9 protein-coding genes are annotated in these 13,044 nt (G+C 74.8%); 2 read left to right on the forward strand and 7 right to left on the reverse strand.

All coding sequences use genetic code 11. From position 1 onward, the window contains the following. Positions 1-39: 39 nt before the first annotated feature. Positions 40-1,254, forward strand: coding sequence for an oxygenase MpaB family protein (locus ABZ881_RS21020; protein ID WP_358486899.1), 1,215 nt, complete (start codon positions 40-42; stop codon positions 1,252-1,254). Between the two features lie 311 nt (positions 1,255-1,565). On the opposite strand, the gene ABZ881_RS21025 is transcribed toward ABZ881_RS21020, so the two are convergent. The 7 genes from ABZ881_RS21025 to ABZ881_RS21055 form a co-directional block, all read right to left on the reverse strand. Further along, entirely contained in the window at positions 1,566-2,768 is a 1,203-nt protein-coding gene (locus ABZ881_RS21025; RefSeq protein ID WP_358486901.1) for an acyl-CoA dehydrogenase family protein, read from the reverse strand. Between the two features lie 90 nt (positions 2,769-2,858). After that, on the reverse strand, positions 2,859-3,260 hold the full coding sequence (locus ABZ881_RS21030) for a VOC family protein (protein WP_344024522.1): 402 nt from the start codon (positions 3,258-3,260) through the stop codon (positions 2,859-2,861). Positions 3,261-3,304: 44 nt separating this feature from the next. Further along, entirely contained in the window at positions 3,305-7,087 is a 3,783-nt protein-coding gene (gene hrpA, locus ABZ881_RS21035) for an ATP-dependent RNA helicase HrpA (protein ID WP_358486903.1), read from the reverse strand. Positions 7,088-7,574: 487 nt separating this feature from the next. Further along, positions 7,575-9,302 carry an ATP-binding protein gene (locus ABZ881_RS21040; protein ID WP_358486904.1) on the reverse strand — a complete coding sequence of 576 codons (1,728 nt, stop codon included), beginning with the start codon at positions 9,300-9,302 and terminating at the stop codon, positions 7,575-7,577. Further along, positions 9,302-10,024: a response regulator transcription factor gene (locus ABZ881_RS21045; protein ID WP_358486907.1), complete on the reverse strand. Its 723-nt coding sequence runs from the start codon at positions 10,022-10,024 to the stop codon at positions 9,302-9,304. Before ABZ881_RS21045 ends, ABZ881_RS21040 begins: the two co-directional genes overlap by 1 nt. 63 nt (positions 10,025-10,087) lie before the next feature. Continuing rightward, entirely contained in the window at positions 10,088-10,942 is an 855-nt protein-coding gene (locus ABZ881_RS21050; RefSeq protein WP_358486909.1) for a serine hydrolase domain-containing protein, read from the reverse strand. Between the two features lie 71 nt (positions 10,943-11,013). Then, positions 11,014-11,694: an SDR family NAD(P)-dependent oxidoreductase gene (locus ABZ881_RS21055; RefSeq protein WP_358486911.1), complete on the reverse strand. Its 681-nt coding sequence runs from the start codon at positions 11,692-11,694 to the stop codon at positions 11,014-11,016. 194 nt (positions 11,695-11,888) lie between these two features. On the opposite strand from ABZ881_RS21055, the gene ABZ881_RS21060 reads away from it, so the two are divergent. Continuing rightward, complete coding sequence (locus tag ABZ881_RS21060; protein ID WP_358486913.1) at positions 11,889-12,956, forward strand: DUF4352 domain-containing protein; 1,068 nt, start codon at positions 11,889-11,891, stop codon at positions 12,954-12,956. The last annotated feature ends 88 nt before the right edge of the window (positions 12,957-13,044 follow it).

Here is a 13,044-nt window from a genome sequence, read left to right on the forward strand (position 1 = left end):
GCGTTGAACGCGAGCGCTTGCTCGTGTCAGCATTCGTCCATGGTGACAGAGGCGTCGATCACCCCGGTGTACCCCCGCCGTTTCCGCAGCTCACCGGAACGCAACGCGCGGATCGCCCGGCCGCTCGCGCTGGTCGGCGGGGTCCGCGAACCCGATCCCGCACTGCTCGACGAGCTCGGCCGCCGGATGCTGCTCCGCGACGAGACCGGCGCCGCGCTGGCCCGCGCCATGGGGCGGGACCGCGCCGATCCCGAGCGGGTGACCATGCGCGCCTTCCATCGGGCGCTGGAAGCCGGTGGACCGGACGACGACGCACCGCCGGCGTTGCGGGAGTTCTTCGCCGCCGTCACCCCCGAGCCGGACTGGGTCGATCCCGACCTGCTCGAACGCGGCGGGCGCGCCTACCGGCGGCTCGGCCGCAGCCGGGACGACGTGCTGCTCGGGCTGTCGCTGATCGGCGGCTACCGCTACGGCGGCCCCACCGAGCTGCTCGTCCGCACCGGCGGCCTGACCGGCGCCGGAGCGATGCGCCGGCTCGGCGAGACCCAGGCGTGGGGGTTCGCGGTGAGCCGGCCGGGCGGGATGGCCCGCGGCGGCGAGGGCTGGCGGGCGACACTGCACGTCCGGGCCATGCACGCGCTCGTGGCGGACCGCTTCGAGCGGGGCGACCGTTGGGACAGCGCCGAGCACGGGCTGCCGATCAACCGGTCCGACCTGGCGGCCACCCTCGGGCTGTTCAACAGCACCGCGATCCTCGGCTGCCGGCTGCTCGGCAGGCACGTCCCTCGGGCCGACGCCGCCGCGATCATGCACCTCTGGCGCTACATCGGGTGGCTGATGGGTGTCGACGACGACTGGTTGTTCGCCACCGAGCGGGACCAGAACGCCTTCAACCACCACGTGCTGCTGGCCCAGGGTGACGTGACGCCGAACGGGGCCCGGCTGACCGGTGCGCTGGTCGAGGGGCTCCGTGACGAGCGGCCCGGCCTGCGCGGACGCTGGGAGCGGCGCCGGTTGCTGTCCCTGCTGCGGCTGTTCCTGGGCGCCGAGGGGATGCGGGACCTCGGGCTGCCGGTGTCGCTGCCCTGGATCGTGCCGTCGCAGGTGCTGCGCAACCTCGTCGAGTCGGTGGTCGTCGCGCGGACCGGGCGTGGGCGGCGGTGGTTGGCGGAGCGGTCGGACCGGCGGGTCCAGGCGGACCTCGCGCTGCGTTTCGGGGGTGAGCGCCCGGGGCCGCGGGAGCTGCCGGGCTGAGCGCGGGCGGTTCCGTCTCGGGCCGGTCGGGTCGCTGCGCTACCGGGCCGCGCCGCGCCGGGGCGCACCGCACCAGCCGAGCCGCTCCGAGCCGCACCGTGTCGCGCCGGGCCGAGCCGCACCGCGGCGCTCCACGTCGCACACCTTGCTTCGTCGAGATGCAGATCAGCGGGCCGGGGAGATCAACAATTCCCGCTGAGCTGCATCTCGGCGGGGCACGGGGTGTGTGGTGCGGAAAGGCCGGGGTGGGACGGGGCTGGGCAGGGCGAGGTGCGGAGGGGTGGGGCGCGGAGGAACGGGGCGCGGCGGGTTCAGGCGAAGGCGCCGATGCCGGTGATGTCCCGCCCGACGATCAGTGTCTGGATCGTCTCGGTGCCCTCGAAGGTGTGGATCGCCTCGATGTCCGCCCAGTGCCGGACGACGTGGTGCTCCAGCAGGATCCCGTTGCCGCCGAGCAGGTCGCGGGCCTCGGCGAGGATGGTGCGGGCGGTGCGGGTGTTGTGCATCTTGGCCAGCCCGGCGACGGTCGGGGAGAGTTTCCCGGCCTCGGCGAGCCGGGCCGTCTGCATGCAGTACAGCTGCATCCCGGTGAGGTCGGCGAGCATCCGGACGAGGCGCTGCTGCACGATCTGGAACCCGGCGAGCGGCTTGCCGAACTGCTCGCGTTCCTTCGCGTAGCGCAGCGCGGCGTCGTAGCCGGCGGTGGCGTGCCCGAGCGCCATCCAGGCGCAGGTGCTGCGGGTGGTGGCGAGCACGGCGGCGCAGTCGGCGAAGGTGCGGGCCCCGGCCAGCCGGTTCTCATCGGGCACCCGGACGCCATCGAGGGTGATGTCGGCCTGCCACAGCGCGCGCAGCGACACCTTGCCGGGGATGACGGTCGCCGAGTAGCCCTCGGCCGGGGTCTCGACGACGAAGCCGAGCACGTTGCCGGAGTCGGTGTCCCGGGCCCAGACGATCACCAGGTCGGCGACGGTGCCGTTGCCGATCCAGCGCTTGGTGCCGCGCAGCACCCAGCCGTCGCCGTCCCGGGTGGCGGTGGTCGCCAGGGCGACCGAGTCCGATCCGTGCTCCGGTTCGGTCAGCGCGAATGCGCCGAGCTCGTCCATCGTCGACATCGACGGCAGCCAGCGCTGTTGCTGCTCCTCGGAGCCGCACATCGCGATCGCCTTCATCGCCAGCCCGGCGTGCACGCCGAGGAAGGTGCCCAGCGAGCCGTCGCCGCGGTGCAGCTCCATGTGCACCAGGCCGAGCGCGAGCGGGCTCATCCCGGCGGCGCCGTAGCCGGAGATGTCCTCGCCGACGATCCCCAGCTCGGGCAGCCTGCGGAACAGGTGCCACGGCAGCTCGGCGCGCTCCCAGTAGTCGTTGATGTCGTGCAGCACCTCGGTGTCGACGAACCTGCGGGTGTCGGCGAACCGCTGCCACTGCTCGTCGGTGAACTGGTCGCGCACCGAGAAGAAGTCGGTCCCCAGTGCCTCGCCGAGCTCGGTGTACGGGGTGGTCGGTGCGGACATGATGCGCGGCCCCCTCGCCGTCGGAGTCGGCATCGATCCTCACACCGCCGCCGCGGGCCCGCTCGGTGACGCGCCGGCCGCCCGCCCCGATCAGGCCTTCACGAGGCAGAACGGATGGCCGATCGGATCGAGGAAGACCCGGAAGCTGTCCGGTGCGGGCTGGACCTCGTGCCGGCGCGCCCCGATCGCGAGCACGGCCGCCTCGCCCGCGTCGAGATCGGGAACGTCGAAGTCGGCATGACCGCGTTGCGGGCGCTCCTGGCCCGGCCACTCCGGCGGGCTGAACCCGCCCTCGGCGATCTGCTGGAACGCCAGCGTGGGGCCGGCGCCGCCGGAGTCGAGCTCGACCCAGTCGGCGTCGGTCTGCTCGGCGATCGGCCAGCCCGTCAGCCGTGAGTAGAACCGGGCCAGCTCGAGCGGATCGGGGCAGTCGAGGGCGAACAGTGCGAACCTGGCGATCGGCGGGCCGGTGCCCGCGGGACTGGTGCTCATACCGGGCAGTGTGCCGCCGACCCCCGACAGAATCCGCCGGATTCTCAGGCCGGCGGGGGCAGCTCGTCGATCGCGCGCTCGACCCGCTGCACGGAGACCGGGTAGCGGGTCCGCATCGGGTGCGCATACAGCGACACCCGCAGCTCCTCGATCATCCAGCCGATCTCGCGCAGCCGCGGCGAGGGCTCGGTGCCCGCGGGCAGGGCGGCGAGCAGACCCCGGTACTCGGCCTCGACCGGCGCCAGCTCCGCGGTCCACCGGGCGTCCCGGCCGGGATCGGCGCGCAGCTTCTCCAGCCGCAGCTCCAGGGCCTGCAGGTACCGCTTGACGTCGCCGAGCCGGACGGCCCCGGCGTCGGTGACGAAGCCGGGCCGGACCAGCCGGTCCATGAGCGCGGTCGCGTCGGTGACCCCGTCCCGGGTGGCCGGGCCGCGCAGGTCGGCGAGCGCCGCACCCACCCGGTGCCAGACCTCCAGGACGCCGCGGACGGCGTCGAGCACCTGCAGGGTCGTCGCGGGCAGCCGCATCCGCAGCAGCTCGGCGAGCCGGAGGAACTGCGCCTCGTCGAACGGGTCGCCGCCGCCCCGGCCGATCAGGTGATCGGCGGCGGCCGTGGTGCAGTCGTCGAGCAGCGCGTCGAGCGAGCCGTGCGGGTTGCGGGACAGCGCGAGCCGCGCCCGGTTGTCCAGCCCGCGCTGCACCTGGCGACCCGGGTTCGGGGTGGCGAGCAGCAGCAGCCGGCGCCCCCCGCGGTGGTGCGCGGGATCGCGTTCGGCGGCGGTGGCGTAGACCCGGACCTCGGCGGTGGTGCCGCGGTCGCGCAGCCCCGGATAGCCGGTGACGACGTGCGCGCCGCGCCGGATCGGCAGCTCCCGGGGCAGCTCGCCGATCGTCCAGGAGGTCAGTCCGGTCGCCTCGATCCCGGTGCCCGCCGCAGCCAGCTCCGCGCGCACCTTCGGTGCCAGCTCGCGCCGCAGCCGGTCCAGGTCGGTGCCGCGGGCCAGCTCGACGTCGTTCTCGTCAAGAATCCGGAAAGTGACGGTGAGGTGGTCGGGGAGCCGTTCCAGCTCCCAGTCGTCCCGCCGGATCTCGACGTTGCGCATCCGGCCCAGCTCGCGCTCCAGGCCGTCGAGCAGCGGTTCGTCGGTGTGCCCGCGCAGCCGGCCGAGCACGGCGCGGGCATGGTCGGGTGCCGGGGAGAAGTTGCGGCGCAGGTTCCGCGGCAGGGTCCGGATGAGCGCGGTGACCAGCTCCTCCCGCAGCCCGGGGACCTGCCAGGTGAACGGCGTCGGGTCGACCTGGTGCAGCGCCGCCACCGGGACGTCGACGGTCACGCCGTCGGTGTGGTGACCCGGCTCGAACGCGTACGACAGCGGCAGCGACAGCCCGCCCGCGGCCACGTGGTCGGGATACTGCCCGCGATCGACCTCGCGCGCGGCCTCGGTGGCGAGCAGGTCCTCGGAGTAGTCGAGCAGGCCGGGGCTGCGCTGCGACTCCTCGGACCACCAGCGGTCGAAGTGCTTGCCGGACACCACCGAGGCGGGCACCCGCTCGTCGTAGAACGCGAACAGGGTGTCCTCGTCGACCACCAGGTCGCGGCGGCGGGCGCGGTGCTCGAGCTCCTCGGCGTCGTCGAGCAGCTCGCGGTTGGCGTGGAAGAACCCGTGCCGGGTCTCCCAGTCGCCCTCGACGAGGGCGTGCCGGAGGAACAGGTCGCGGCTCACCTCGGGATCCACCCGCCCGTAGGCGACGGTCCGGTCGGCGACCAGCGGCAGCCCGTGCAGCGTGACCCGCTCGGTCGCCACGGCACTGCCCCGCTTGCGTGACCAGCGCGGTTCCGAATACGTCTTCTTGACGAGATGTCCGGCGAGCGGCTCGACCCACTCCGGCTTCACCGGTGCCACGGTGCGCGCCCACAACCGGGTCGTCTCGACGAGCTCGGCGGCCATCACCCAGCGCGGCGGCTTCTTCGCGAGCCCGGAGCCGGGCCAGATCGCGAACTTCGCGCCGCGCGCGCCGAGGTAGTCCTTCGGGCCCTTGCGGTCCTTCTTGGCGGCGGCCCTGCCGGTACCGGACTTCTCGGCGAGCGGGTCCTGTATGCCGACCTGGGACAGCAGCCCGGCCAGCAGCGACTGGTGGATGACATCGGCGCGCCCGGTCCAGTCGGGATCGGAGTCGCCGCGGTCCATCCCGGCGCTGCGGGCGGCCTGGCGGAGCTGGCCGTGCAGGTCCCACCACTCGCGCACCCGCAGGTAGTGCAGGAGGTCCTCGCGCAGCTCGCGGCGGAACCGGTTGCCCGACAGCGCGTCGCGTCGTTCCCCGAGGTGGTCCCAGAGCCGCAGGAAGGCGAGGAAGTCCGAGCCGTCGACGGCGAACCGGCGGTGTTTGTCGTCGGCGGCCTGCCGCTGCTCGGTGGGCCGCTCCCGCGGATCCTGCACGGACAGTGCCGCGGCGATGACGAGCACCTCGCGCAGGCAGCCGTTGCGGTGCGCCTCGACCAGCATCCGGCCCAGCCGCGGATCGACCGGCAGCCGGGACAGCGAGTGCCCGACCGCGGTCAGCGAGCGCCGGTCGGGCCGCAGCGCGCCGAGCTCGTGCAGCAGGTCCAGGCCGTCGGCGACGGCGCGCCGGTCCGGCGGCTCGACGAACGGGAACTCGGAGATCTCGCCCAGGTCCAGCGCGATCATCTGCAGCACGACCGACGCCAGGTTGGTGCGCAGGATCTCCGGATCGGTGAACTCGGGGCGGGCGTCGAAGTCGTCGGCGGAGTACAGCCGGATCGCGATGCCGTCGCTGGTCCGGCCGCAGCGGCCGGACCGCTGGTTCGCCGACGCCTGGGAGATCTTCTCGATCGGCAGCCGCTGCACCTTGAGCCGGCGCGAGTAGCGGGAGATGCGCGCGGTCCCGGTGTCGACGACGTAGCGGACGCCCGGGACGGTCAGCGACGTCTCGGCGACGTTGGTCGCGAGCACCACCCGGTTGCCGGTGTGCGGCTGCCAGACCCGCTGCTGCTCGGCCGTCGACAGCCGGGCGTAGAGCGGCAGGATCTCGGTGCCCGGCAGGTTGCGCCGTTCCAGGGCCTCGGCCGCATCGCGGATCTCGCGCTCACCGGGGAGGAAGACCAGCACGTCGCCCGGGCCCTCACGCTGCAGCTCGACGACCGCGTCGCCGATCGCGTCGTCCAGCTGCCGGTCGGGATCGGCGTCCGGGTCGTCCGGGTCGACGACGGGGCGGTAGCGCACCTCGACCGGGTAGGTGCGGCCGGAGACCTCGACGATCGGCGCGGGCTTCTGCTCGCCGCCGAAGTGCCGGGCGAACCGCTCCGGGTCGATCGTCGCCGACGTGATGATCACCTTGAGATCCGGCCTGCGGGGCAGCAGCCGGGTCAGGTAGCCGAGGATGAAGTCGATGTTGAGGCTGCGCTCGTGCGCCTCGTCGATGATCAGCGTGTCGTACCGGCGGAGGTCCTTGTCGCCGGCCAGCTCGGCCAGCAGGATGCCGTCGGTCATCAGCTTGACCATGGTGTCGTCGCCGACCTGGTCGGTGAACCGGACCTTCCAGCCGACCGTGCTGCCGAGCTCGACGCCCAGCTCCTCGGCGATCCTGGCGGCCACCGTGCGCGCGGCGAGCCGGCGCGGCTGGGTGTGGCCGATCATCCCGTGCACCCCGCGGCCGAGCTCCAGGCAGATCTTCGGGAGCTGCGTCGTCTTCCCGGAGCCGGTCTCGCCGGCCACGATCACGACCTGGTTGTCCCGGATGGCCTCGGCGATGTCCGCGCGCCGCGCGGACACCGGCAGCGTCGCGGGATAGCTGACGGGCGGCGCCACACGTGGGTGGTCGCCGCGGTCGGGACCGCCGCGACCACCCACGTGGGCGGGGCCGGGCGCCGTGACGGCAGCGCTCCGGCCCCGTGGCCCGCGGCGGCGCGGTCGGCGCTGCTGCTCACGGGCCGGACGGCCGCGTGCGGCGCCCTCCGTCCCGGGGGCGGCCTGCGCTGCGGCCTCGTCATCGATCGTCAGGTTGCTGATGTCGGTCTTCCGGTCCGCGGAGTCCTGGCGGGGACGGCGCGGACGCGGGGGCCTGCCGCTCCCGCGTGCGGGACGGTCGTCGGCGGACGGGGCGGGTTCGCTGGACATCGTTCACTCAGTGTGCCTGCTCGCCCGGGACCGGGCGGACGCCGACCATGGTGATCGGGCTCGCAGCGGGGAGCAATCGGATTTCGGAGGGATGGATCAGGTGTCCGAACCGGACGCCGGTCGCCTCGCGGCGAGTGGCGCACCGCGGCTCCTGCCGGACGGTATTCCGCGGCGGCTGTTATCCATTGCGGCCCGGGGACTCGGGTCGCCCGGCTCGGACGACCGTTCCAACGGGCGGCGCCGCCGGTTCATTCCCGGGGGTGCCGGCACGCCGGGCGGCAGCGCTCAGGGCCGATCGGCGGTCGGCCGCGCCGGGGCGGGGCGGGGCGGGCAGCGTGACCACCGCGGTCGTCCCGGTGCCGACCACCGAGTCGAGGGTGAGTGAGCCGCCCATCGCCTCGACCAGGCCGCGGGCCAGCGGCAGACCGAGCCCGACCCCCTCGTCGCCGGGCTCGTCGCGGTCCAGCCGGTCGAACGCGACGAACAGCCGGTCGGCGGTGCCGTCCGGGATGCCGCGACCGGAGTCCGCGACGACGAGCCGGACCGGCGTCCCGGACGTCACCGTGACCGACACCCGGCCACCGGGCCGGTTGTAGCGGATGCCGTTCCCGACGAGGTTGATCAGCACCTGGCGCAGCCGCCGGGGATCGGCCCGGGCCGTCACCGGGCCGCGGCCGTCGTGCTGCAGGGTCACTCCGCGCTCGTCGGCCATCGGCCGCAGCAGGTCCAGCACCTCGTCGGCGAGCGGCCGCAGGTCGAGATCGACCGGATGGGTGGGCAGCGCGCCCGCCTCGATCCGCGCGACGTCGAGGACGTCGTCGACCAGCGACAGGATGTGCGTGGTCGCCCCGGAGATGTGTTCGAGCGCCGCGCCGCGGCGCTCCACCGGCAGATCGAGGGTGCCGAGCAGCTCGGCGAACCCGGAGATCGCCTGCAGCGGGGTACGCAGCTCGTGGCCGAGGGCGGCGACGAACCGGGACTTGGCGTGGCTCGCCGCCTCGGCGGCGGCGCGGGCAACCTCGGCCTCGTGCCGGGCCTGCCGCTCGCGCAGCGCCGCGCGCCGCTGGGTCAGGTCGAGCACGGCGACCGACAGCTGCACCGGCCGGCCGTCCGGGCCGCAGATCTCCGACGCCGTGACCGCCAGCTCCAGCTCCGTGCCGTCCGGCCGGTGCGCCCTGGCCTCACCGCCGGGGACCGGGACCAGGACGTCGTCGACGGTCTCGCCGCGCACGTCGCGGCCCAGCAGCTCGGTCAGCGCCCGGTTGGCCTCGGTGACGGTGCCGTCGGGTGCGGCCAGGGCCATCCCGGTGGCGTTGTCGGCGAACGCCCGCCGGAACCGCTCCTCGCTCTCGGTCAGCGCGCCGTACAGCCCGGCGTGCTCGATCGCGACCGACGCGAGATGGGTGAGCCGCCCGACCAGGCGCTCCTCGCGGGCGGACGGCCGGTGCGTCCGGTCCCGGTAGACGGCGAACGTGCCGAGCACCCCGCCCCGCCCGGTGATCGGGGACGACCAGCAGGACCGCAGGCCGTACGGGACGGCGAGCTCGCGGTACCCGCGCCAGCGCGGGTCGGTGCCGATGTCCTCGGCGACGACCGGGCTGCCCAGGTAGGCGGCGGCCCCGCAGGAGCCCGCGTCGGCGCCGATCGCCATCCCGTCGATCCGCGAGGAGTACTCGGGGGGCAGTGAGGGGGCGGCGCCGTGCCGCAGCCGGGTGCGGGCCTCGTCGAGCAGCAGCACCGAGCACCGGGCGCCGGGGACGAGCGACTCCAGCGCGGTCGTGATGCCGCCGAGCACCTCGGGCAGCGCGGTGCCCGCCGCGATCTGCTCCAGCAGCTCGGTCTGCCGCTGCAGCAGCGCGACCGTGTCGGCGTGGTCGAGATCGAAGGCGGCGTCGGTGACGGTCATCAGCTCTCCAGCCGGTAACCGACGCCGCGGACCGTGCGCAGGATCCGGTCCCCGCCGGGGAGCTTGTGCCGCAACCGGTGCACGTGCTCGGTCACGGTGGCCTCGCTGCGCCAGTCGGGCGCCGCGTCCCACACCTGCTCCAGCAGCTGGGCGCGGCTGAACACCTGCCGCGGGTGCCGGGCGAGGAACGCCAGGAGATCGAACTCGCGGGCGGTCAGCTCCACCGGGTCGCCGTCGACGGTGACCTCGCGGGTCGGCTCGTCGACCCGCAGCCCGCCCGCCCGGGCCGCCGCGCCGCCGGGCCGCACCGGCGCGGAGCGGCGCAGCACCGAACGCACCCGCGCCGCGAGCTCACCGGGGGAGAACGGCTTGACCAGGTAGTCGTCGGCGCCGAGATCGAGGCCGACGATCCGGTCGGTCTCGCCGCTGCGCCCGGACAGCACGATCACCGGGAGCGCGGCGCCGCCGGTGGTGGCGTCGTCGCGGCGGACCCGGCGCAGCACGTCCAGGCCGCCGACGCCGGGCAGCGACAGGTCCAGGACGACGAGATCCGGCCGGGCGGAGGCGATCCGGTCGAGCGCGGCGGCGCCGTCCGGCGCGGTGACGACGGCGAACCCGTCCGCCTCCAGCTGCCAGCTGACGAGGGTGCGGACCCGCTCGTCGTCGTCGACGACGAGCACGGTCGACGAGGCCACCGCCGCACCCGCCGACCACGCCGTCATCCGGCGATCGTCCCGCGCGGGCTGTGACCTGCGCAACCGGCCCGGACGGCCGGTTGCGTGCGGTCAGGACCGGTGCGCGGCGAGGACGCCGTCGGTCCAGACCGGCCAGGCGTCCACGGCCCACTCGCCGAAGTCACGATCGGTGAGGGCGACGGCGGCGAGGCCGGCGTCCGGGTCCACCCACAGGAAGGTGCCGGACTGTCCGAAGTGGCCGAACGTGCGGGGCGAGGACGTGGTGCCGGTCCAGTGCGGGGACTTCCCGTCCCGGATCTCGAAGCCGAGCCCCCAGTCGTTCGGCTTCTGCCTGCCGTAGCCGGGCAGCAGCCCGTCCAGACCCGGGTACGCGACGGTCGTCGCCTCGGCGACGGTGCGCGGGTCCAGCAACCGGGGCGCCTGCAGCTCCGCGGCGAACCGGGACAGGTCGCGCGCGGTGGAGACGGCCCCGGCCCCGGCCGCGCCCTCCAGTCGGGTGCCGCTCAGCCCGAGCGGCTCGCAGACGGCCTGGTGCAGGTAGTCGGCGAACCCGATGCCGGTCGCCCCGGCCACGGCGTCCGCGAGCACGGCGAACCCGGTGTTCGAGTAGATCCGGCGCTCGCCGGGGGCGGCCTGCACCCGGTCTGTGTCGAAGGCCAGCCCGGAGGTGTGCGCGATCAGGTGCCGGACGGTAGAGCCCTCGGGCCCCGCCGGGTCGTCCCAGTCGAGGGCGCCCTCCTCGACGGCGACCAGCACGGCGTAGGCGGACAGCGGCTTGGTCACCGAGGCGAGCGCGAACTCGCGGTCGGTGTCGCCCGCGTCGGCGAGCACGCTGCCGTCCGCGGCGACGACGGAGGCGGCGGCGTGGTCGACCGGCCAGTCGAGGATCCGGCGCACCGCCGGGCCGAGTCCGGTCACGACGGGGGGGAGCGGTCGGGTGGCCATGCGCCCATCCTCGCAGCCGGATCCGGCGCGCGCCGTCGTGCCCGCCGGCCGCCGGCCGGTGCCGTGACGGATCAGGAGTCAGCGTGCACCGGGATCAGGGCGCCGGAGACCGGGGCGGCGTCCGGGCCGGCGAGGAACGCGATCACCCGGGCGATCGCGGCCGGGGTGACCGCGCGGGCGACCGCGCCGTCGCTCATCCACTGCCGGTTGGCCGGGGTGTCGATCACCGACGGCAGCACCGCGTTGACCCGGATCCGCTGCGGCCGCAGCTCGTCGGCGAGCAGCTCGGTGAGCCGGTGCACGGCGGCCTTGCTGGTCCCGTGCACCAGCTGGGCCGGTCCGGTGGCGCCGGCCTTCGCGCCGACGGTGACGATCGCGCCGCCGCCCGCGTCGGCGATCCGCGGGGCCGCAGCCTGCGCCGCCCAGACCACCGAGGCGTAGTTGGTGTCGAACAGCCCGTGCAGGGTGTCCGGCTCGGCGTCGGCGAGGCCGCCCGCGGCGTAGCCGCCGGCCACCGCGACCAGCGTGCCGATGGTGCCGGGGAGCTCGTCGATCCGGGCGAACGCCTCGCCGACGGCACCGCGGTCGGTGAGATCGACGCCGATCGGATGGACGCCGTCGGCGGCGATCCGGTCCAGGGCGGGCCCCGGCCGGCCCAGCGCGGCGACCCGGTGCCCGCGGGACCGGAACTCCTCGACGACGGCGCGGCCCAGTGCCCCGGCGGCGCCGGTGACGACAACGGTGTGGCTCATCCGGGAATCGTGGCACCCGGTGGCCGGACGGGCACGGTCCGGCGGCGATGCGACCGCCCGGCGTCCGTTGCGCGCTGCCACCCAGCAGCGTGTTGTCGCCCGATCGGGTGATCAGGGCCCGAACTGGTCGTCAACTTTGTTGAGACGGACGGGTTCGGTGACACGGCCGCCGGAAGTCGCTCGACAGGCATGGCGTGACCACCTCGCAGAACCCCTCCGGCGCCCCGGCCCAGCCCGGCCCGCCGCAGCAGGACCCCCGCCACGCCGCCCAGGGCCGGTACCCGCAGCAGCAGTACGGCCCGGACCCGCGACAGACCGGACCGCAGCAGTGGGCCGGACACCAGCAGGGCCCGCAGCCCGGACAGCCCGGCCAGTACTACGACGGCCACCCGCAGGTCCCGTTCGGCGGCCCGCCGTTCGGCAACACCCGCCCCGGCGGCCCGATCCCGCCGGCCGGGACCGAGGCGTGGCCGACGGCCGCCCAGCGCTCCGCCGTCCCCCAGCAGCGGGGCGGACCCGCCCCGCGGGTCCCGGTCGAGCTGCCGCGCAACGGCTTCGGCACCACTGCGCTGGTGCTCGGCATCCTCGGGCTGTTGTTCTCGCTGATCCCGTTCGTCGGGGTGATCGCCTGGCCGCTGGTGATCCTGGGCCTGGTCTTCGGCGTGCTGGGGATCGTGCGGGTGAGCCGCGGGAAGGCGAACAACCGGGGTGTGGCGATCAGCGGGACCGTGCTGTCGGCGCTGGGGCTGCTGGTGTGCATCCTCTACGCCTCGGCCTTCGCGTCGGTGGCGTCGGACATCTCGACGGCCGCCCCGGCCGCACCGGTGCCCGCATCCGGCGAGCCGGCCACGGACAGCTCCGGGGCGTTCCCCGGCGCGACGGCGAACGACGTCGTCGGCAACGCCGGCGACACCCTGACGGTCGGTGACCTGCAGATCTCGGCGAGCGCGCTGCGGCCGGGGGACTCGACCATCGGGCAGACGCTGTGCGCGGACGTCACCTACACCAACGCCGGGACGACGCCCGGCAGCTTCAACGGCGGCTTCGACTGGAAGCTGCAGGACCCGAACGGCGCGGCCCTGATGACGTCGCTGCTGGGAGCCGACCGGGTGCTGTCCGCCGGTGACCTCGCCCCGGGCGGCACAACCAGCGGAACGGTCTGCTTCGACCACGCCAACGGGGACGCGGGACAGTTCGTGCTGCTCTTCGACCCGATGAACTTCTCCTCCGAGCGCGGTGCCTGGCTGAACCAGGTCGGCTGACCGCCCCACGCGCGCCGATCCGCGCGCAGCGGTGCCGCCCGACCGGCGGCACTCGGTGGTCACGCACGAGCGCGGCCCGGTGCACGAC

It is taken from the genome of Pseudonocardia sp. NPDC046786 (assembly GCF_040645415.1).
GTDB classification, from domain to species: domain Bacteria; phylum Actinomycetota; class Actinomycetes; order Mycobacteriales; family Pseudonocardiaceae; genus Pseudonocardia; species Pseudonocardia kongjuensis.

Bases quoted from the DNA above. Each gene is read 5' to 3' on its own strand.
- ABZ881_RS21025 (WP_358486901.1), bottom strand. From the start codon at position 2,768: ATGTCCGCACCGACCACCCCGTACACCGAGCTCGGCGAGGCACTGGGG.
- ABZ881_RS21050 (WP_358486909.1), bottom strand. From the start codon at position 10,942: ATGGCCACCCGACCGCTCCCCCCCGTCGTGACCGGACTCGGCCCGGCG.
- ABZ881_RS21045 (WP_358486907.1), bottom strand. From the start codon at position 10,024: ATGACGGCGTGGTCGGCGGGTGCGGCGGTGGCCTCGTCGACCGTGCTC.
- ABZ881_RS21020 (WP_358486899.1), top strand. From the start codon at position 40: ATGGTGACAGAGGCGTCGATCACCCCGGTGTACCCCCGCCGTTTCCGC.
- ABZ881_RS21030 (WP_344024522.1), bottom strand. From the start codon at position 3,260: ATGAGCACCAGTCCCGCGGGCACCGGCCCGCCGATCGCCAGGTTCGCA.
- ABZ881_RS21040 (WP_358486904.1), bottom strand. From the start codon at position 9,302: ATGACCGTCACCGACGCCGCCTTCGATCTCGACCACGCCGACACGGTC.
- ABZ881_RS21055 (WP_358486911.1), bottom strand. From the start codon at position 11,694: ATGAGCCACACCGTTGTCGTCACCGGCGCCGCCGGGGCACTGGGCCGC.